This window comes from Caballeronia sp. GACF4 (genome assembly GCF_023631025.1).
Lineage (GTDB): Bacteria > Pseudomonadota > Gammaproteobacteria > Burkholderiales > Burkholderiaceae > Caballeronia.
In genome coordinates this window covers 93,714-112,996 of sequence record NZ_JALQDW010000027.1, presented here as the reverse complement: position 1 = coordinate 112,996, position 19,283 = coordinate 93,714, and the positions used below count along the sequence as shown (strand labels likewise).

Genomic DNA, 19,283 nt, shown 5'->3' with positions numbered 1-19,283 from the left:
AGCCAAAACCTGCTCGCATACGTTTGCCACCGTCTCAACGGCGAATCTCGACCTAAAGTCACCTAAAAGAACTAACAACCTCTTTAGAAGCACGTTAAGCTATTTCCGCTAAAAAAATTTGCATGCTGTTGGTCAACCGCAAGTAAGACATCCCCGTTAGCTATCGATGCCAGGCATCCGCATGGTAGCGACCTCTTCGCTTGCCGTGATGGACATCGAGCCGAATTCTCTGCAGAGGATCCAGACCTGCTTCGTTTGAAGCGGCCTGTCTTATCCCTCGGCTAGAAAAATCCTCTAAGAGTTTTTTCTTTTCTTCCCTTCATTTTCTTTACTAAAGACATGAAGGCAGAAAGCCAATCGAATTATTACCAAAAATTTCCTAAGCGTTTTTTTAATGACGCAAAGGCCTTGGAGATTAGTGCGTTGAAGATCCTACATAGCGAGTCCTCGAAGGGATGGGGCGGTCAGGAAATCCGTACGCTCAAGGAGATGGTCGCGCTGCGTGAGTGCGGCCATAGCGTGGAACTGCTGTGTCCGAGCGATGCACGTCTCGGCATTCGTTCAACCGAGCTTGGCTTTGCCGTGCACCACGCGCGCATGCGTAGCGGCGGCGACGTGCGCTCCATGATGAGAATCAAGGCGCTGCTGCAACGCCGTGCCTACGATGTGCTCAACACGCACAGCGGTCACGACAGTCTGGTTGCCGGCACGGCCGCCCGATTGGCGGGAACGCCTCTCGTCGTGCGTACGCGGCATCTCGCATTGCCTATCAGTTCGCTCGCAACTTATACGTGGATTCCTCATCGCGTCATCGCGGTCAGTCATTTCGTGCGCCGCTATCTGATCTCGGCGGGGGTCTCCGAGAAGCGCGTGGAGACTATCCACGACGGCATCGCGACCGAGCGCGCCACGCATTCGTCGCTGCGAGACGAACTCAAACTCGGGCCGGATGCCACCATCGCATGCATGGTGGCGATCATGCGCGACGAGAAGGGACACGAAGATCTGATCGACGCGGTACGGCCTTTATTCGACACGCATCCACACCTGCATATCGTGATGGCCGGGGACGGTCCCGCTTTCGAACGCATAGAAGGCATCGTGACGCGTCTGGGTCTTGCGAGTCGCATCCATCTGCTCGGTTTTCGTACCGACGTCCCCAACATTTTGCGAGGCAGTGATTTCTTCGTGCTGCCGACGCATCAGGAAGCGCTCGGCCAAGCGTTCATCGAAGCGATGGCCGCGGGCCTGCCCGTCATCGGCACGAGTGTGGACGGCGTGCCCGAATTGATCGAAGACGATGTAAATGGTCTGCTGGTACCGCCGCGCAATCCGCCGGCATTGCGCGCGGCTATCGCTCGCATGATCGACGAACCCGGCTTGCGTGAACGTCTGCGCACCAATGGCATGCGTATCACCGAGCGCGGCTTCACCATTGCAAACATGGCATACGAAACCGCGCTCTTCTACCGGCGCGCATTGAAAGAGAGGGAATCTCGCCGATGAAACAACAAGCGCGCGCCATTCCCGTGTTGATGTATCACCACGTCAGTCCGTCGCCGGGCATGATCACCGTCAAGCCCGAGCATTTTGCGGAGCAAATGGCGTATCTCGCGAGCGCGGGGTATCGCACGATCGGCGCCGTGCAACTCGCGGCGTTTCTACGCGGCGAAGAAATGCCGGAGCGCTCGTTCGTCATTACCTTCGACGATGGCTATCTGGATAACTGGGTCCATGCACATCCGGTGCTGCAGCGTCACGGATTTACCGCACTGTGCTTTCTCGTCAGCAGCTGGCCGGGCGATGGCAACGTGCGGCCCAATGCAGCCAACGCGCCAGCCCATGCATTGCCCGCACTGCTCGACCATCACGCGGGCGAACGCGCTATCGAAGAAGGACGCGCCGACGACACGATCCTGCGCTGGTCAGAAATCGATGCGATGCGCCATGCCGGCACGTTCGAATTTCATAGCCATACGCATACGCATGTTCGTTGGGACCAGAAGACCGCATCGGCCGATGAGAAGCGGCAGCGCCTCAGTGAAGATTTGAAGACTTCGCGCGCGACCTTGAACGCGCGGCTGGGCCAGGTATCGGACCATCTATGCTGGCCGCAAGGCTATTACGACGAGGACTATCGCGAAGTCGCACTGGACGCGGGCTTTAGCCACTTTTATACCTGTCATCCCGGGACCAATTCGCGCGGACAAGAGGCATCGAACGAAGCGCGTGGATCGATCCGACGTCTCGAGGTGAGAGATCGCCCGGCATCGTGGCTCCGTTCGCGTATGTGGGTGCTTAGCCGGCCGTTGGTGAGCCGCGCTTACCTCAGCGTCAAGCGGTAAGCGTTAAGCGGTAGCCGATCTGCGCTCAGTCCAGCTCTCGCCGCACGCGCGCGTCTTCTTCCAGACGCGTGTCTTCGATCTCTTGCAACACGCTATCGAGATCGACAGGGCCAGTGGGCGCTTCGACGTGACCGGTCAATGCGACATCGACATGCAGGCCGCCCGCTTCGAACAGCGACCATATCTCCGTTCCGTAGTCGGTGCGCAGAAGTTTTGGCGCGAACTGACCGAAGTAACTCGCGAGGTTGTCGACGTCGCGCTTGAGCATGGGCGCGGCTTCGTTGTTGCCCGCCGCATCGACGGCCTGAGGCAAGTCGATGATCACCGGACCTTCGGCCGCCAGCAAAATGTTGTATTCCGACAAGTCGCCGTGAATCACGCCCGCGCACAGCATGCGCACGACTTGCTTGAGCAGCATTGCGTGCAGTTCCAGCGCGCGCGCTTCGGTCAGGTGAACGTCGTTGAGGCGCGGCGCCACGTTTCCCGATTCATCGACGACGAGTTCCATCAGTAACACGCCGTCGGTGCAGATGAAGGGTTGAGGCACGCGCACGCCCGCATTGGCCAGGCGAAAGAGCGCATCGACCTCGGCGTTCTGCCACAACGCTTCCTGCATTTCGCGGCCGTAACGCGTGCCTTTTTCCATCGCGCGCGCTTGCCGGCTGTTCTTGACCTTGCGGCCATCCCGATACGACGATGCCTGCCGGAAGCTGCGCTGCTTCGCGTCCTTGTAGACCTTGGCGCAACGCGTCGCGTCTTGGCAGCGCACGACGTAGACGGTAGCTTCCTTGCCGCTCATGAGCTGGCTGATGACCTCGTCGATGAGTCCTTCTTCGAGAAGCGGTATGAGGCGTTTAGGCGTTTTCATGCGAGCCTCGGATGGGGCTCGTGGCGCGAGCGTTCGAGATGCGTAACGTTCCGCGAGCGGAAGACTGGCGGACCGACGCCATGGAAAAGAGCGGCGTAGCCACAGGGCAGATTGTGCGATTCATGCCGAATTATACGGGGGTGCGTGCGAACGGCCGCCTCGGCTCCTGTTCGCGCGCCAGAACCACCTCCACCATTGCTCCCACGCCTCCCGGCGCGTCGTGGATCGCAACCACGCCGCCGTGCGCCCGCACGATCTCCTTGGCAATCGCGAGTCCAAGTCCGCTGCCTTCTTCTGCCGATGCCCGGAAGAACGGCTCGAAAACGCGCTCGCGCAACGTCGCCGGAATGCCCGGCCCTTCATCCACGACGCTGACGGTCACGTTCACGTGCGTTTCCTTGGCATCGACCGTGACGCGCGTGCCGCGCGGCGAGTAGCGTATGGCGTTATCGATGAGATTGGAAAACACGGCCGACAAGAGCGGCTCGCTTCCCGTCACGACGAGCGCACCTTCGAACGCTACAGCCAGTTCGATATCGCGCCGCCGCGCCACGAGCGCGAGCTTCTCGACGGCCAGCGTGATGACCGCGCGTAAGTCCACCGCCTCGCCTTCGTAAGCGGTGTAGTCGGCGGCTTCGGCTTGGGCGAGCATGAGAAGCTGATTGATCAGCGTCACCATCGCGCGGTTGCTTTGATGCATGGCAGTGAGCGTTTCCCTCACTTCGTCTAGACCGTGCTGGCGGCGCGCGTACTGAAGCTGCGACCCGAGCAACGTAAGCGGCGTGCGTATCTGATGCGCGGCATCGGCGATGAACCGGCGCTGCGTCGCCGTTTGCCGTTCGATGACATCGAGCGATGCATTGAACGCCGTGACGAGTGGATGCAGTTCCACCGGAAGACCTGTCGCGTCGATTCGCTCCTTGCTCTTGAGCGGATGAACGGCCAAGCCGCTCGCGAGCTTCTCGAGTGGTCTCAACTCGAGTGCGAGCCCGGTGCAGATCAGGATCATGGCAACCGCGATGCTGCCGAGAATATAAGCAATCTGCGGCGTCCAGAGCGATGCAACCAGCGCGTCGCGGGCAACGAGCGTGCGGCCTATGGAAACGACCAGTTCGATGGTCTTGCCATTGTCGAACATGGCGCGCTTAAGCGATACGGCGCGAATGGGCGAGCCTGCCACCTGCGCGTCGTACCACTGCGGAGAGGCGCTCAGACGCGTCCGCGGAAAGTCGGATGTTCCCGCGATCACCGCGCCGCCCGCGATCTCGATGCGATAGAACACTTGATCGCCTTCGGGCGTGCCGACGATCTGAATCGTGCTTGGCGATACCGAAGCCACCAGATCGTTGTCGTTCCAGCGCACATCGGCGGCCATCACGCGTGCTGCGGCAAGCAACGCCGCGTCCTGCAGCAGGTCGGCCGTGCGCCGCGCGTTCAAGTGCGTGGCCCATCCCGCGACGATCCCGAAGATCGTCGTCGGAACGATCAGCCAAATCAGGAGCCGCGCGCGCAGGCTATGCTTGCGGCTCTTCATGTTCCAGCAGATAGCCGAGCCCGCGCAACGTAATGATCGCAGCCGTGCTCTTTTCGATTTTCTTCCTGACCCGCGAGACGTAGATCTCGATGGCGTCGCCGCTCGGTGGCGCGTCGCGGTCGTTCAAGGCTTCGGCGAGCACGGCCTTCGAGACCGTCCGCCCGGTTTGCAGAATGAGCGCTTCGAGTACCGCGTGTTCGCGCGGCGTGAGCGACAGCGCGTCATCGCCGACGAAGAATTGCCGCCGGTCCATGTCGTAGAGCAAGGTGCCGCAGCGCAAGCGGTTCGAGCGCACCGGCGCGTGCCGCCGCGCAAGCGCCTTGATACGCGCGATCAGTTCGCGTTCGTCGAACGGCTTGACGACGTAATCGTCGGCGCCATCCGCCAGGCAAATCACCTTTTCGCCGATGTCGCCCGTGGCCGTCAGAACCAGCACGGGCGTGTCGTTGGCCTGGTCGCGCATGCGCCGCAGGACCGCCTTGCCCGACATGCCGGGCAGGTTGAGGTCGAGCAGCACGACGTCATAGCGCGTGCCGGCGAGCGCCGCGCCGGCGGTTTCGCCATCGGGCACATGCTCGACGAGGAAGCCCTCGTCGGTCAGCGTCTTGCTCAGCCAGTGCGCCAGCTGGCGGTTGTCTTCGATCAGCAGAAGTTTCATTGCTCCGGAACGCTTTGCCACCGGTATCCATTGCGGGCTTCGCGCGACCGGTAAAGGACGAGCGTCGCGATTGCGCCGCACAGCGCGGCCACGGCCATCCATGCGCCGGGCGCCGCCTTGTCGCCGGTGAAGTGGATCAGCGAAGTCGATATGGCCGGCGTGAAGCCTCCCACCATCGTGGCGAGGCTGTACGCCATCGAAAAACCGGTCGTGCGCACGTTCGCCGGCATCAGCTCGGTGAGCGCGACCACCATCGCCCCGTTGTACCACGCATAGAGCACCGAGAGCCACAGTTCCACCGCGAGCAGACGCTCGAACGACGGCGCCGCGACGAGCCATTGCATCGCCGGATACGAGGTCAGGATGGTCAGCGCGGTAAAGATGAGCAGGATGGGCCGCCTGCCGACGCGGTCGGACACGGCGCCGGAAATGGGCAGCCACACGAGGTTCGACACGCCCACGCAGACGGTGACGATAAGCGAATCGAGCGACGAAAGATGCAGCACCGATCGGCCGAAAGTGGGCGTGTAGGTCGTGATCAGATAGAACGACGCGGTCGTCATGATGACGAGCCCCATGCCCGCCACAATCAGCCCGGCGTTCTCGACCATCGACATCATGATCTCGCCCATGCTCGGATGATGCTTCCGCGCGGCGAACTCGTCGGTCTCGCGCAGCGTGCGGCGAATCATGAACAGGAACGGCACGATCAGGCAGCCGATCAGAAACGGGATACGCCAGCCCCATGCGTTGACGTCGGCGACCGGCAGCAACTGATTCAGCAGCACGCCGAGCGAAGCCGCGAAGATCACCGCCACTTGCTGGCTGCCGGATTGCCACGAGCAGAAGAAGCCGCGCTTGCCCGGCGTCGCGATCTCGGCGAGATAAACCGAGACGCCGCCCAGTTCGACACCGGCCGAAAAGCCCTGCAGCAACCGCCCGATCAACACGACGATGGGTGCCGCCACGCCAATCGACGCATAGCCGGGAACGAACGCCACGCACGCGGTGCCCACGGCCATGAGCCATAGCGAGAGGATCAGGCCGCGACGACGCCCGTGGCGATCGACATACGCGCCGAGCACGAGCGCGCCGACCGGACGCATGACGAAGCCCGCGCCGAACACCGAGAGCGAGAGAAGCAGCGAGACGAACTCGTTATCCGAGGGAAAGAACGTGTGCGCAATCGCGCTCGCATAATAAGCGTAGACGGTGAAGTCGAACATCTCGAGAAAGTTGCCGCTGACCACGCGGAACACTGATCGAAACGGCGATTCGGTACGGCCTTGAATAACGGATGCCATGAGGTCCCCTTCTGCAAAAGGACGAGTTGCGTCACCGGCGCGGCACGGCGAGCGCCGGAAGAAAAAAGTCATGCGATGCCTGTGAGTGAAGCGGTCAACCGATTTCCATGACCGCCTTACCGGACTGACGACGTTCTTCGAGCGCGGCATGCGCCGCCTCGACGTTATCCATCGTGTAGCGCCCGTTGATCTCCACGCGCAACGCGCCTTCGACGATGGCGGCGAAGATGTCGTCGGCACGTCGCTGCACGGTGGTCGCATCGGCGAGATGGTCGGCCAGGCGCGGGCGCGTGAGAAAGAGCGAACCGGCCTCGCCGAGTTCGTACGGATCGAGGTCGCGCATGGGACCGGTGACGGAGCCGTAGTTCACGATGAGTCCGCGCACACGCGCTGCCCGGAAGCTGTCGCGCAGGGTACTCTTGCCGACCGCGTCGAACACGACGTCGACGCCACGGCCGTTGGTCAACTCGCGGGTGCGATCCGCGAAGCCGCCGTTCTCGTAGAGCAGCACGTGATCGGCGCCGCGCGCCTTTGCGATGGCCGCCTTGTCCGGGGTACTCGTCGTCGCGAATACTTCCACGCCGCGCCGTTTTGCCAACTGCACGAGCAACTGGCCGATGCCGCCCGACGCCGCATGCACGAGGCAAGTCATTCCCGCTTCGAGCCTTGCCACGTCGTCGAGCAGATAGTGCGCGGTCGAACCCTGGAAGATCGACGCGGCCGCGACGTCATAAGCAATCGCGTCCGGAATGCGTGCGAGCCGCGCAGCGGGCACGATCGCATAGTCGGCGTAGGCGCCCCACGAGATGCACCACGCGACTCGGTCGCCCTTGCCGCACGAGGTCACGCCCGCGCCCACGGCAACCACTTCGCCCGCGCCTTCCATGCCGAGCGTGCATGGAATGCTCACGGGATAGGTCCGCGAATCGCGATACTTGCCTTGTCGCGTGTGAACGTCCATGAAGTTGATGCCGGCCGCGACGACGCGCACCAGCACTTCTCCCGCACGCGGCTTCGGAATCTCGATATCGACGCGCCGCAGCACTTCGGGTCCGCCGTACTCGTGAATTTGAATGGCTCGCATCGGCATGTCTCCATTGAAATTAAGGTCGCGGCGCGTCAGTGCGCGTCGGCGACGAAACGGTCGGTCCAGGTTCGCGTGAGATCGACGTGACGCGCCGATACCTCGGTATCGATGTCCGCAAGGGTCGCGAGCACGGTCGATGGCGCACCGGCGGGCATCCGGCCTGTCGAGGAGAACGCCGGCTTCATCACGGACAAGGCTTGGCGGTAGATTGCCGGGTCGTTGCCCTTGAGCGATGCCGGCATGGCGGCCTCGATATCGGCTTCGCTGTGTGTGCCGATGAAGCGCAGCGCGTCGAGCAACGCGTGCGCGAGCCGGCCGGTTTCATCCGGATGCGCGTCGATCCAGTCGCGCCGCATGTAAAGACAGGCACCGACGTATGGGCCGCCCAGCTGGCTTTGCGTATCGGCGACACTGCGTAAGTCGACGAGCGGCTTTGCCGCGCCGCGCGACAAGAGGCGCGTGGCGGTGGGCTCCTCGGTCATGACGGCATCGACATCGCCGCTCGAAAGCGCTTTGTCGAAGGCGGCTTCATTGGCCAGCGGAACGATGGTGTAGGCGTCGGGCGCGAGGCCGGCGCGCGTGGCGAGGTAGCGCGTGAGAAAGTAAGTCGATGAACCGAAGCCCGTGACGCCGAGGCGCCGGCCTTTGGCATCGGCCATGTTGCGCATGCCGTTCGTGCCAAGCTCGATGAGTCCGGCCGACTGCCCGAGAACGATGACCGACTGCACGTCCATGCCGCGGCTTTGAAGACCGATGGTGTGATCGTAGAAGCCCACCGCGCCTTCGATTGCGCCCGCGACCAGTTCGGTGGAAGTATCGATGCCGGCCGGCACGGACAGCACGCGCACGTCGAGCCCTTCCCTGCGGAAGTAGCCAAGCCGATCCGCGAGCACGACAGGCAGATAGATGAGCTTGGCCGCGCCGCCGGTCATGAGCCGGATCGGCTGCGCGAGGCTCACCTGAGCCACGCATGACGCGATCAGGAAAATGAGTGCGCGGCCAAGCGGTCCTGCACGACGCGGCATCGAAGTCTCCTTGTTATCTGGGCGCCTGTCGTCGCAGGCGTCGTGATGTCGAGGAGTATAAGAAACCGCGCCCTTCTGAATGCTTTCCGCGAAGCATCTCTTTTCTACGTAGTTTCCCGACGCGCGAACGGTATGCGTTCGCGCGCGGCCTCAAACCGGATGCTGATCCGTTCGCATGCCGAGCTCGGTTACGCTCTCCTGAGTTTTGGAAGAGCGAATAAACCGTTTGGCGAGAAACGCGCGAATCGGCTCTTCCACGAACTTCGTCAGGAGCACCGCGCACACGATGGTAATCGCGCAAGTTGCCAGCATGGGCGCTACCGCATACTGGTTCGCTTTTCCGAAGTACATAAAGACCGCCTGCCCGATCGGATAGTGGATCAGATAAATCGGGTAGGAAATCCAGCCAAGAAAACGCGCGATATTGATATCCACCGCCGATGTGCAACGTACAGTCGATCCGAACGCCACCAGCCACGGCGCGACGCCGAAGATAATGAACATCGGGTAAATCCCGTGCAGCGACATGGGAAAGAAAAACAGAACGAGTACGAGCGTGAATAGAAAGTAAATATTGGCGAACGCGCGAGGTACGATCGCGGTCGCGATTCTCGTGATCGAATCTTTCTTGTTGTAGAAAAATACACCCACCAGGAAACCGAAGGCCACGCGGAAAAATCCGCCGTCGAACCGGCTGCCGGACCAGCCCTGCTCGAAATCGAACAGACCGTGGCCATGCAGGTCGATGGTCGTCAGCGCGCTCGTCGTCAGGAACGCCGCCGCGCTCAGAAGGATCATCTTGAATATCGAGCGCATTTGCAGCCTGACGATCAACACGAACGAAAGGCTGGCCACCATTTCGAAGAAGAGCGACCACGCGGGCGGATTACTGGGGAAAATGGGACCGCCCAGCTCGCCGATATACGGCGCGAGAAACGAGTTATAGAGCGTCGAAGAAATGATGTTCCCCGACGAGAAGTTCGTGAGCCCCTCGCGCCCCGCCTCGATGAAAACGGGTAGCCCGATCAGCAGCGAAAATATGAGCATCGGATAAAGCCGGATAATGCGCCTCTTTATATATTCCGCGTTGGTCATGCCGTTCTGCAACCGCGCGCCGTAAGAATGCGCGATGACAAAACCGCTCAGCACGAAAAATAAATCGACCGCTTCATAAGCGTTCCTGAAAAGCATTTCCTGACTGAGGTGGGAAATCATGACCGCGAGCGCGGCCACGCCCCTGAGGCCGTCCAGCGCCTCATATCTATTGTTGGTCTCTGCCATTAATCCCCCGCTGCCTTTTTTGTTAGGTTTGCGCGAATTTACCAATCGTGAAAATTTTGAAAAGTGCGGTGGAGTACGGTGTCCCGATACTCGTGCAGAACATAATCTTACGATTTTCTAATTTACCGAATGTATTTGTAATTATCTGCGGTCGAGGCTTAGCTCGTCTCTTCTAACGCATAGCAATGGATTGCGCAAAGGCTTCACGGAACATCGGAACCAGGCGCTTGTTGCCGAATTCGCTCAGGTGATCCGCGTCGTAGTACAGCGGTCTCAGTTGTTGACTCGCCCAGCATCGCCCGTGATCGCAAAGGCGCGGCTTGGGATCGAGAAGTTTGATGCCGCATTGCGCCGCCGCCGCTTCCTGCGCCATCCGCACGACATGGTTACGCCTGTCGTAGTCGTCGAGCGGAATGGACAGGTCGTTGGTGCCCCGCTTGAACATCAACTGACGCGACACGGCTTGCGGCACCTCGAATGGCATCTCCGGCACCGGCTGCACGAGATAGACCGGATGCGACTTCGCGATCAGACAAGCCGATGCCACGAGATGCTGCGCATACTCCGCGAGGAACGCGGGCGTCGGCGAATCGTACGGGCGCGAGAAATAGACCAGCGGATGGTGACTGAGTGCGCTGCCATCGATCGGACCCAACGCATAGTCCGACGTGCGATTGACGATCAACACGGGGATGGCCGAGTCGATCGATGCCAGCTTGCGCAAGGCCCAAGCGTTGAAGTTGGCGCATTGCTCGTCGGCATCGCGCGAACCCGGGACCGCATGCTCACCGTAGATCGTCGGACAGCCCGAGTAACTCAGCTCCATGATCGAACCGTTGGGCAGTGCTTTCTGGACGGCGCTCACCATTGCATCGGCGTGGCTGTCGCCGAGCACGACCGCCCGAAGTGGACCACTGCCGAACCTACAAGCCGGCGATTTGCCTCCGGACGACGCGAGGCATTTGTCGCGCATCGGGCTGAAATCGAGTTGCTCGTTCGCGGCCATGTCCCACAACTCCGGCACGCGGTTGGGGACATGCTGATATCGCGCGCCAATGGCGACGAGGGTCACGCCTACCATCGCCGTGCCCAGATACAGCAAGCGTGCGGGCTTCGTCGCGCGAGCGAGATATGCGCGCGTCGGCCGTTCGATGAGTTGATAAGACGCCTCGCCAAGCAGCACGGCCGCAACGATACCGCCCGCGATACTCATGGGATCGTGCAGACGATCGGAGTAGACCAGCAACACCGCGACCGGCCAGTGCCAAAGGTAGAGCGAATACGAACGCGTGCCGAGCCATTACACGATGCCGTTGCCCGTGAACATGGAGCGCTGTCTCGATGCTGCGATCACCAACGCCGCGCCGAGCACGGGCACGATTGCAAAGCCGCCAGGCCAACTGAGGCTAGAATCGAAGCGCACGACCGCCAGCGCGATCAACGCAAGTCCGACGCCTTCGAGCACACGCGTGAGCGCGGCGGGCAACTTGCGCTGTCCGGCGTAAAGCCAGACCATGCCTCCGGCGAGCATTTCCCACGCGCGGCTTGGCAGGAGATAGAACGCGGCGTCGGGCCAGCGCCACGTGGCATAAATCGACCAACTCAGCGACGCCACGCCTGCAGCGGACAACAGCGCAATGACACCGGCTCTGCGCCGCCAGCGCCATGCGAATGCGGCTGCGAGCGGCAGCAACAGATAGAACTGCCATTCCACGGACAACGACCACGTGTGCAGGAGCCACTTCTCATGCGACGCCGAATCGAAATAGCCTGAGCGTCTCCAGAAAAGGACATTGGAAACGAACGTGAGCGCGGAGGCCGCGTTAAGCGAGAGCTCCCGATAATCGACATGCACGAGCCAGAACCAACCGACTCCGAGCAAGACTACGCACAACGCGATAAGCGGCGGCACGATACGCACCGCGCGCGACAGATAGAAATCGACCAGCGAGAAGCGGCCGCGCTCGAGCGCCGCGACGACGATTCCAGTCATCAGAAAGCCAGAAATGACGAAGAACACATCGACGCCGGCGAAGCCGCCGGAAAAACCCGGAATGCCGAAGTGAAAGAGGACGACGGGAAGCACTGCCCACGCGCGCAGGCCATTGATGTCGTAGCGGAACGCCGTGCGGACGGCGGATTCCGCGCGCCGTTCGCCAGCAAGGCCCGTCTCGGCGGGCATTCTCGTTGTTTGCATGGATTCGTTTTCTAAGGTCTGGATGGATCGAGGCGCGGTCTTAAGAATTACGGCGCCGCCTCCTTCAGCAATCGTAAGAACAATAACCGGGTTGCTTTGTTGCTTCCGCTGAAAACGATGTCGCTGGGTTCGTTAGCGCACCAGGAGTGTTCGCGACGTGCCAGCGGCACGCGGTTAGATAGGCCGCCAGCAAAGGGCCGAGCGGCGATGCGGTCCAAGTGTTCACCCTGAAAACGAAGAAAGCGTTGAGTTGTTCTCGCGCCACGACATGTTGTTTGTTCGATTATTCGCGGCACGCGGTTGACCTCGCCCTCCCGACGTCACGCAAACGTCAATGGTTGGAACAAGAGTGTTAATCTCCCCGACGGTGGCTTGAAAGCATCAAGTCCCGTACTCGTTGACGCACAAGCGTTCGTCTCAATTCGACGCCGGGGTTCTCGGCACGCGGATTGCCTTAGACGCTTCCATGCCGCGGGATCTGCTCGCGGCCGACTATCAACATCAAGAGGACAATATGAAGATCGTAACTAAAGGCATTCTTGTCTCGGCACTGACGCTTGGCTTGTCGTGCGGCGCGTTCGCGCAAGGGAATGGCGCGGGCGAGCCGGGCAGCAACGGCGCGGGTCGGGGTGGCGTCGGCGTCGGTACGCCCAACGGCGACGGCGAAACCGGCTCGCCTTCGGGCCCGACCGGCAAGCACTCGACGTTTCCCAAGAAGCACTCGAAGGCCAAGAAGAGCAGCAGTACGACGACGAACGCCGCGCCGCAGTAAGGCAATTTAGTCGCGGATTCAATCGCGCATCGAGAATCAGGCGGGCATGCTCCTGTTGGCGCATGCCCGTTCGCCGCTCAAGCCTCTGCTTTGAGAAGTCGAGCGCATGTCCAAGTACTTAAGGCGAAACCAACAACGCCCACGCCTCGAAGCCATTCCATTCCTTAGAGCCGGAAATTCTCCCGGAGGGTGGCAATGAGCAAGTCGATCGCTTCGCTACCACGGCCGCCGGCATCCCGCATCAAAACCACTTCGTGGTCCACGACGCGCGGCAGCTTGTCCAAGACTCTCATCTCTTCGCTCACCCGCGCGCGGTCCAACAGCGTGACCGCAAGCCCGGATTCGACGCATGCCTTGATGGCCTGGCTCGAAGCGCTATCGAGTATGACGCGCCATTTTCGCCCTGCGCGTTCCAGCGCATTGGTCATCGCTGCACGATACGGGCAAGGCTCGGCATAAAGAGCCAACGGAAGCGGACGGCTCTCGTCCAGCGTGAACGCTGCGCTTCCGACCCATACCGGCGTAGTCACTGTCAGCACCTCAGCGGGCCTGCTTGCCTTGATAGGCTGAACCAATAGCGCCACATCGAGCTTGCCCCGGCCCACCTGGTCACGCAGTTTGAGACTCGGTGCGGTCCTCACTTCGAGCACGACGTTGGGCCACGTTGTCGAAAAGCCGGGGAGAATGTCGCGAATCACATGCGATGCATATTCATCCGGCACACCCAGCACGACCCTCCCAGCCAGAGCTTTCCCATGAAAATCCTGCAAAACACGGTCGTGCGCGTTTAGTAGCTCACTCGTACTAGAAAGTAACCGCTTGCCGAGCACGGTGAGCGTCACCGCCTGATTGTCCCGATCGAGCAAGCGGCCGCCAGCAATCGCTTCGAGACGCTGAATGTGAATGCTGATCGCGGCCGGGCTCTTGTGCACGAACTCGGCCGCCGAGCGAAATTTGCCAAGTCGCGCTACCGCGTGAAACGTGCGCAACAGTTCGATGTCGAGGACCGCTTCCATGGTGGTTTAACCGAATTGAACGAGATGGTCAGTATATTTTGATTTTCGAATCGTCGTGCACTGTCTACGCTAGGTGCATGACCAAGCTCTCGACACCTTGCCCGACATCCCGCCCGCTCGCACTGCGGCCGCTGCGCTTGCCTTTACCGGCATTGGAAGCGTTGATGATCGTCGCGTGGAGCTCCGGCTTCGTCGGCATGCGCTTTTCCGCCGACTACGCACCAGTTTTCCTCGTGGTGTTATGGCGTTGCGCGGCGGTCTCGCTTTGCCTGCTTCCGTTCGTGGCGCGCGAAATCATGCGCACGCCGCCCGCCGTCTTACTGCGGCACGGCGTGATCGGCTTATTCGCGATGGCGGGCTATATCGCTGGCATCGGAAAGGGCATTGAACTCGGGGTATCGGCGGGACTTTCTGCGCTGATCGCAAACCTTCTGCCTGTCGGTACGGTGGTGATTTCGTCCGTGTTTTTCAGCGAGCGTGGTTCACGCCGGACGTGGCTTGGCATGGCGCTGGGCGTGGCAGGCGTGCTATTCGTCAGTCGCGATGCTTTTACACTTGGTTCCGCTCCTGCGTGGGCGTACGGTCTGCCGGTGGCAGGCATGGCGTCCCTGGCCGTGGCTACGGTGTGGCAGCAACGCGCGTCCGGTCGTCTTGGCTCGCTAAGTCTATTGGCCACCCTTTGGCTCCATTGCAGCGTGACGTGCGTGGTTTTTCTCGGCCTGCAGACATTTCAAGGAAGCATCGCGCCGGTTGCCACCACGGGATTCGCCGCCAGCGTGCTCTGGACGGCGCTCCTCTCCACGCTTGGCGGATATGGTCTGTACTGGTTATGTCTGAAGCGTTCGTCAGCGGCGAGAGTATCGAGCGTCCTTTTCTTGAGCCCATCGGTCACGCTCGTATGGGCATGGGCCATGTTCGGTGAACCACTTTCCTGGTCGATGCTTGCCGGAACCGTCGTGGCGGCGACAGGGATCGTCTTGATGACGCGAACGCCTGTGCCGAGTTGACGGTCGACATTTCACATGACGCTGAAACATGCCGCAGTCGACTGTCGCAAAATGACTTGAGCATCATCTGCTTGTCCCTTGACCCGAAGGAGGACACGATGGCTCAACGCATCTTCCAGACAATCGAACCGAAGATTCTTTACTTCGGCACACCGGTCGCTCTGATCAGCTCGCTCAACGAGGACGGCACGACCAATCTCGCGCCGATGTCGTCGTTCTGGGCGCTCGGCTGGACGCTCATGCTCGGCTTGCTGGACGAGACAAAGACGGCTGAAAATCTCGAACGGCATGCGGAATGTGTGATCAATCTTCCGTCGCCGGAAATGTGGAAGCAGGTCGAAAACTCGCGCCTCTGACTGGAAAGAACCCCGTCCCCGAGTTGAAGAAAAAGCAATTTCGCTTCGAGAAGTGCAAGTTCGAGGAAGCGGGGTTCACTCAGCTCGCCAGTGATTGCGTGAAGCCTTATCGCGTTGCCGAGTGTCCCATGCATCTGGAGGCTCGCGTGCGTCACATTCACCGAATGGGCGGCGAGAAACTTCAAGCGCTTGGCGGTGGCGTCGCCGCAGAAGTCGAGATCGTGCGCGTGCATGCAGACGAAGCCTTCGTCAAGAACATGCACCATATCGACGCCAAAAAATGGTCACCGCTGGTCTATAACTTCCGCCACTACTTCAGACTCGCCGATCACGAACTCGGAAAGACGTTCAGAGCGTGAGGGTCGAGCAAGGAACTCAGCCGCGTATCCGAACGACGAGACCGCAGACTGATACTTTCTTGCATACACGCCAGCCATTGGCCGTTCTTTGAAGATTCGCGGAAGACACCGGTGCAAGGTCACTTCCTTTTGCGGAAGCCGGAAACCCACGCGCGGCCTTCTGCCCACCGCTCATCCCCGGCCATCAACAAGGTTTTCCCTCCCCTACCTGTTGCGGGTGGGTTGCCTCCCACTGCTAGGTATTACCGTGACGTTACGAGACCGTCATTGGCCTGCCGCCGCATGCGGCGAGGCCAGAAAAATACCAAGGAGACAACAATGCAACCCAGGTTCCTCACGGCCGCTTCAGGCGCCGGCGACAGCGTCTTCCGGCGGGACTGAGCATGACGTCTCCGCCCGATTTCCAGTCGCGCCCGGCATGGACCATGACCGTCATGCTGACGGCCCTCTCCCTCATCAATTTTCTCGACAAGATCGTGCTGGGTCTGGTGGCCGTGCCGCTGACGGCGGAACTTCATCTGTCGCCGCAGCAGTACGGCCTCGTCGCCGGCAGCTTCTTCTGGCTGTTTTCGGCTTCGACCGTCGTCGTCGGCTTTCTCTCCAACCGCATTGCGACGCGCTGGATTCTGCTCGCCATGGGGCTGGCCTGGGCGGTGCTGCAAGTGCCGCAGGCGCTGACCACGAGCGCACTCGGGCTGCTGGCTTGCCGGGTGATTTTGGGCGCGGCGGAAGGACCGTCGTTTCCGGTCTCCGTGCACGCGCTGTACAAATGGTTTCCCGATCGCAGGCGCAATCTGCCGGTGGCTGTAATCAATCAGGGAGCCGCCGCTGGCATGTTGCTGGCCGGCATGCTGATTCCGCTCGTGACGAAGCAATGGGGCTGGCGCATGAACTTCGTGCTGCTCGGCGCAATAGGCCTGATCTGGTGCGTGCTCTGGCTATGCTTCGGCCGCGAAGGACCGATCGACGAGCGACGATCAGCACGAGGCAACCAGCGTACCGCTAGTCAATCCGCGCTTGCCTCATCGCAACGGCTTTCGTATCGCCGCATCCTGACGGACCGTTCGGTCCTCTCCGTGTTCGCGCTCGGCTTCACGGCCTACTGGACACTCGGACTCAGCCTGACCTGGCTGCCCACTTATCTCGAGAAAGGGCTTGGTTTCTCCGGCGTCGAGGCGGGCCGCTGCTTCGCGGCAGTGGTCGCCACGGCGGCGCCCGTGAACCTTGGCCTCAGCTGGATCTCGCAGCGCATGCTGGCAGGCGGCGCATCGAGCCGCCGGGCGCGGGTGCATCCAATCTGCCTGAGCGCCATGGCCGGCGCGCTGGTGTTCGTCTTGCTGATCCTGCTGAATGCGCCGCCCATTCAGAAAGTCGCGCTGCTAGCCATCGCCTGCGCGCTGCCGACACTGAGCTTCACGCTCGCGCCCGCCCTGCTCGCGGAGATAGTGCCGGACAGTCAACGCGGTGCGCTGGTCGCGATCCACACCGCGCTCGCAAGTCTCGGCGCCGCCATTGCACCGGCGGTGATGGGGCGGATCGTGCAGACCCACGGCGGCGGCACTAGCCATGCGTATGAACTCGGCTTCGTCGTGAGTGCCGTTTTGCTGCTTGCCGCCGCGCTCGCCGCGCTGCGCTGGCTTCGTCCCGAGCAGTCCGTGAAGACGTTGCAGCACGTGGCCGCCCGCGCCCCCGCCTGATGGACCTTGCCCCGAGGCCTCCCCACTGCCTTCCGGCGAACAAGCAGCGAAACACCGTGCTCATCTGAACCGCAAACCGAGCCATGAACAGACCTGAGAGAAACCAGCAGCCCGATACGAGCGCTGCGGAGTATGACTACATCGTCGTGGGCGCGGGATCGGCCGGTTGTGCGGTGGCGGCCAGACTGGCCGAAGATCCGTCGGTGAGCGTCGCGCTTCTCGAAGCCGGTCCCCATGACCACCACCTGAGCGTATGGGCGCCTATCGGCCTTGCGGCCACGGTGCGCAAGCACGGTCCGCGCAACTACGCCTACTACTCCGAGAAGCAGCCCGGTCTCGGCGGTCGCCCCTCCTTCCAGCCGCGTGGCCGGGGACTCGGCGGCAGTTCGTCGATCAACGGCATGGTGTACATCCGCGGGCACCGCAGCGACTACGACGCGTGGGCAAAGCTCGGCTGCACCGGCTGGAGCTACGACGACGTACTGCCCTATTTCCGTCGCAGCGAATGCAACCAGCGCTTCCTCGACGACAGCGGCGATCCCTGGCACGGCGGCACCGGCCCTCTGCACGTCAGCGACCTGCGCACGCCCAATCCGTTCTCCCGGCGTTTCGTCGCAGCCGCGCTGCAAGCCGGCTATCGCCCCAACGACGATTTCAACGGCGCGGAGCAGGAAGGCGCAGGGCTCTATCAGGTCACGCAATGGAACGGCGAACGGTGGAATGCCGCGCGCGCGTATCTGCATCGTGGCGACAAGCGCGACCCGAGCTTCAGCGGAGGTCGGCCGAATCTTGCCGTGCTCACCGACGCCCAGGCGCTTCGTCTCGTCTTCAAGGGCAAGCGTGCAAGTGGCATTCACGTCGTGCGCGCGGGCGTCGAGCAAACCTTGCGGGCCCGCCGCGAGATCGTGCTCGCTTGCGGCGCGTTCAATTCGCCACAACTGCTGATGGCCTCCGGCATTGGTCCGGCCCAACATCTACGCAGCGTAGGCATCGACGTGATTCACGACCTGCCCGGCGTCGGCGAAAACCTGCAGGACCATCTCGACGTCATCGTCAACAAGCAGGTGAGGTCGACGGACCTCTATGGCTATTCAGCCGGCGGCTTCCTGCGTCTCATGTCCGAGATCGTGCGATACCGGCGCAACCGCACGGGCATGGTCAGCTCCAACTTCGCCGAAGCGGGTGCGTTCGTCAAGACGCGTCACGACCTTGCCGTGCCCGACGTGCAACTGGCCTTCGTGCTGGCGCTGCTCGGCGATCGCAACAAAAACAAGCGCTCGAAGCTCGGACACGGCTATTCCTGTCATGCATACGTCCTGCGGCCCGAGAGCCGCGGTCATGTTCGTCTGCGCACGGCCGACATGCGCGATGCTCCGTCGATCGACCCGCGCTTTCTCTCCGCCGAAGCGGACATGGACGCGCTCGTTGCGGGCGTCAAAATCGTGCGCCGCATCTATGCGCAACCCGCTCTGGCCGATGCAGGCGGCAAAGAAATGCTCACCGACGACTTCGGACCCGACGGCTCGAACGAAGACGCGATCCGTGCGTTCGTGCGCAGTCAGGCCGACAGCGTCTATCACCCGGTCGGCACCTGCAAGATGGGCATCGACACGCAGGCGGTCGTCGATCCAAGCCTGCGGGTGCGCGGCATCGACGGTCTGCGCGTGGCGGACGCGTCGATCATGCCGACGCTCATCGGCGGCAACACGAACGCGCCGGCCATCATGATCGGCGAAAAGGCGGCGGACTTGATCCGCGCCGCAAACAGATAGATTCG

The 19,283-nt window shown here is 61.6% G+C and carries 18 protein-coding genes; 8 read left to right on the top strand and 10 right to left on the bottom strand.

What is annotated here, in order from left to right:
* Window positions 1-423: 423 nt before the first annotated feature.
* Window positions 424-1,506, top strand: a complete 1,083-nt coding sequence (locus NCR40_RS26440) for a glycosyltransferase family 4 protein (protein ID WP_250468210.1) — start codon at window positions 424-426, stop codon at window positions 1,504-1,506.
* Window positions 1,503-2,345 carry a polysaccharide deacetylase family protein gene (locus tag NCR40_RS26435; protein ID WP_250511175.1) on the top strand — a complete coding sequence of 281 codons (843 nt, stop codon included), beginning with the start codon at window positions 1,503-1,505 and terminating at the stop codon, window positions 2,343-2,345. The genes NCR40_RS26440 and NCR40_RS26435 overlap by 4 nt, the downstream gene beginning before the upstream one ends.
* A gap of 25 nt (window positions 2,346-2,370) precedes the next feature.
* Here NCR40_RS26435 and NCR40_RS26430 read toward each other — a convergent pair whose 3' ends face one another.
* From NCR40_RS26430 to NCR40_RS26390, 9 genes are all read right to left on the bottom strand, one after another.
* Window positions 2,371-3,213 (bottom strand): PA4780 family RIO1-like protein kinase, encoded by an 843-nt coding sequence (locus tag NCR40_RS26430; protein ID WP_244830330.1) that lies wholly within the window; start codon window positions 3,211-3,213, stop codon window positions 2,371-2,373.
* A gap of 130 nt (window positions 3,214-3,343) precedes the next feature.
* The gene (locus NCR40_RS26425; RefSeq protein WP_250511174.1) at window positions 3,344-4,747 is read right to left on the bottom strand and encodes a sensor histidine kinase; all 1,404 of its coding nucleotides are present in this window, start codon (window positions 4,745-4,747) and stop codon (window positions 3,344-3,346) included.
* Window positions 4,728-5,405, bottom strand: a complete 678-nt coding sequence (locus tag NCR40_RS26420) for a response regulator transcription factor (RefSeq protein WP_244830328.1) — start codon at window positions 5,403-5,405, stop codon at window positions 4,728-4,730. The genes NCR40_RS26425 and NCR40_RS26420 overlap by 20 nt, the downstream gene beginning before the upstream one ends.
* The gene (locus NCR40_RS26415; protein WP_250511173.1) at window positions 5,402-6,709 is read right to left on the bottom strand and encodes an MFS transporter; all 1,308 of its coding nucleotides are present in this window, start codon (window positions 6,707-6,709) and stop codon (window positions 5,402-5,404) included. The genes NCR40_RS26420 and NCR40_RS26415 overlap by 4 nt, the downstream gene beginning before the upstream one ends.
* Before the next feature lie 94 nt (window positions 6,710-6,803).
* Complete coding sequence (locus NCR40_RS26410) at window positions 6,804-7,793, bottom strand: quinone oxidoreductase family protein (RefSeq protein WP_250511172.1); 990 nt, start codon at window positions 7,791-7,793, stop codon at window positions 6,804-6,806.
* 35 nt (window positions 7,794-7,828) lie between these two features.
* A complete protein-coding gene (locus NCR40_RS26405; protein WP_250511171.1) occupies window positions 7,829-8,821 on the bottom strand; it encodes an ABC transporter substrate-binding protein in 993 nt (330 codons plus the stop codon).
* A gap of 150 nt (window positions 8,822-8,971) precedes the next feature.
* On the bottom strand, window positions 8,972-10,102 hold the full coding sequence (locus NCR40_RS26400; protein WP_250511170.1) for an acyltransferase family protein: 1,131 nt from the start codon (window positions 10,100-10,102) through the stop codon (window positions 8,972-8,974).
* 172 nt (window positions 10,103-10,274) lie between these two features.
* A complete protein-coding gene (locus NCR40_RS26395) occupies window positions 10,275-11,351 on the bottom strand; it encodes an SGNH hydrolase domain-containing protein (protein ID WP_250511169.1) in 1,077 nt (358 codons plus the stop codon).
* A 51-nt stretch (window positions 11,352-11,402) separates the two neighbouring features.
* Window positions 11,403-12,299 carry an acyltransferase family protein gene (locus tag NCR40_RS26390; protein ID WP_250511168.1) on the bottom strand — a complete coding sequence of 299 codons (897 nt, stop codon included), beginning with the start codon at window positions 12,297-12,299 and terminating at the stop codon, window positions 11,403-11,405.
* Between the two features lie 514 nt (window positions 12,300-12,813).
* Between NCR40_RS26390 and NCR40_RS26385 the strand changes: the two genes are divergently transcribed.
* Entirely contained in the window at window positions 12,814-13,071 is a 258-nt protein-coding gene (locus NCR40_RS26385; protein ID WP_244830318.1) for a hypothetical protein, read from the top strand.
* Between the two features lie 164 nt (window positions 13,072-13,235).
* Here NCR40_RS26385 and NCR40_RS26380 read toward each other — a convergent pair whose 3' ends face one another.
* Window positions 13,236-14,087 carry a LysR substrate-binding domain-containing protein gene (locus tag NCR40_RS26380; RefSeq protein ID WP_244830316.1) on the bottom strand — a complete coding sequence of 284 codons (852 nt, stop codon included), beginning with the start codon at window positions 14,085-14,087 and terminating at the stop codon, window positions 13,236-13,238.
* 164 nt (window positions 14,088-14,251) lie between these two features.
* On the opposite strand from NCR40_RS26380, the gene NCR40_RS26375 reads away from it, so the two are divergent.
* The 5 genes from NCR40_RS26375 to NCR40_RS26355 all read left to right on the top strand — a co-directional run bounded on the left by NCR40_RS26375 (window position 14,252) and on the right by NCR40_RS26355 (window position 19,278).
* A complete protein-coding gene (locus NCR40_RS26375) occupies window positions 14,252-15,094 on the top strand; it encodes a DMT family transporter (RefSeq protein ID WP_250511254.1) in 843 nt (280 codons plus the stop codon).
* Window positions 15,095-15,192: 98 nt separating this feature from the next.
* Complete coding sequence (locus tag NCR40_RS26370; protein WP_250511167.1) at window positions 15,193-15,450, top strand: flavin reductase family protein; 258 nt, start codon at window positions 15,193-15,195, stop codon at window positions 15,448-15,450.
* Between the two features lie 128 nt (window positions 15,451-15,578).
* Window positions 15,579-15,809 carry a hypothetical protein gene (locus NCR40_RS26365; RefSeq protein ID WP_250511166.1) on the top strand — a complete coding sequence of 77 codons (231 nt, stop codon included), beginning with the start codon at window positions 15,579-15,581 and terminating at the stop codon, window positions 15,807-15,809.
* A gap of 383 nt (window positions 15,810-16,192) precedes the next feature.
* Complete coding sequence (locus tag NCR40_RS26360; protein WP_250511165.1) at window positions 16,193-17,506, top strand: MFS transporter; 1,314 nt, start codon at window positions 16,193-16,195, stop codon at window positions 17,504-17,506.
* Between the two features lie 83 nt (window positions 17,507-17,589).
* On the top strand, window positions 17,590-19,278 hold the full coding sequence (locus tag NCR40_RS26355; protein ID WP_250511164.1) for a GMC family oxidoreductase: 1,689 nt from the start codon (window positions 17,590-17,592) through the stop codon (window positions 19,276-19,278).
* The last annotated feature ends 5 nt before the right edge of the window (window positions 19,279-19,283 follow it).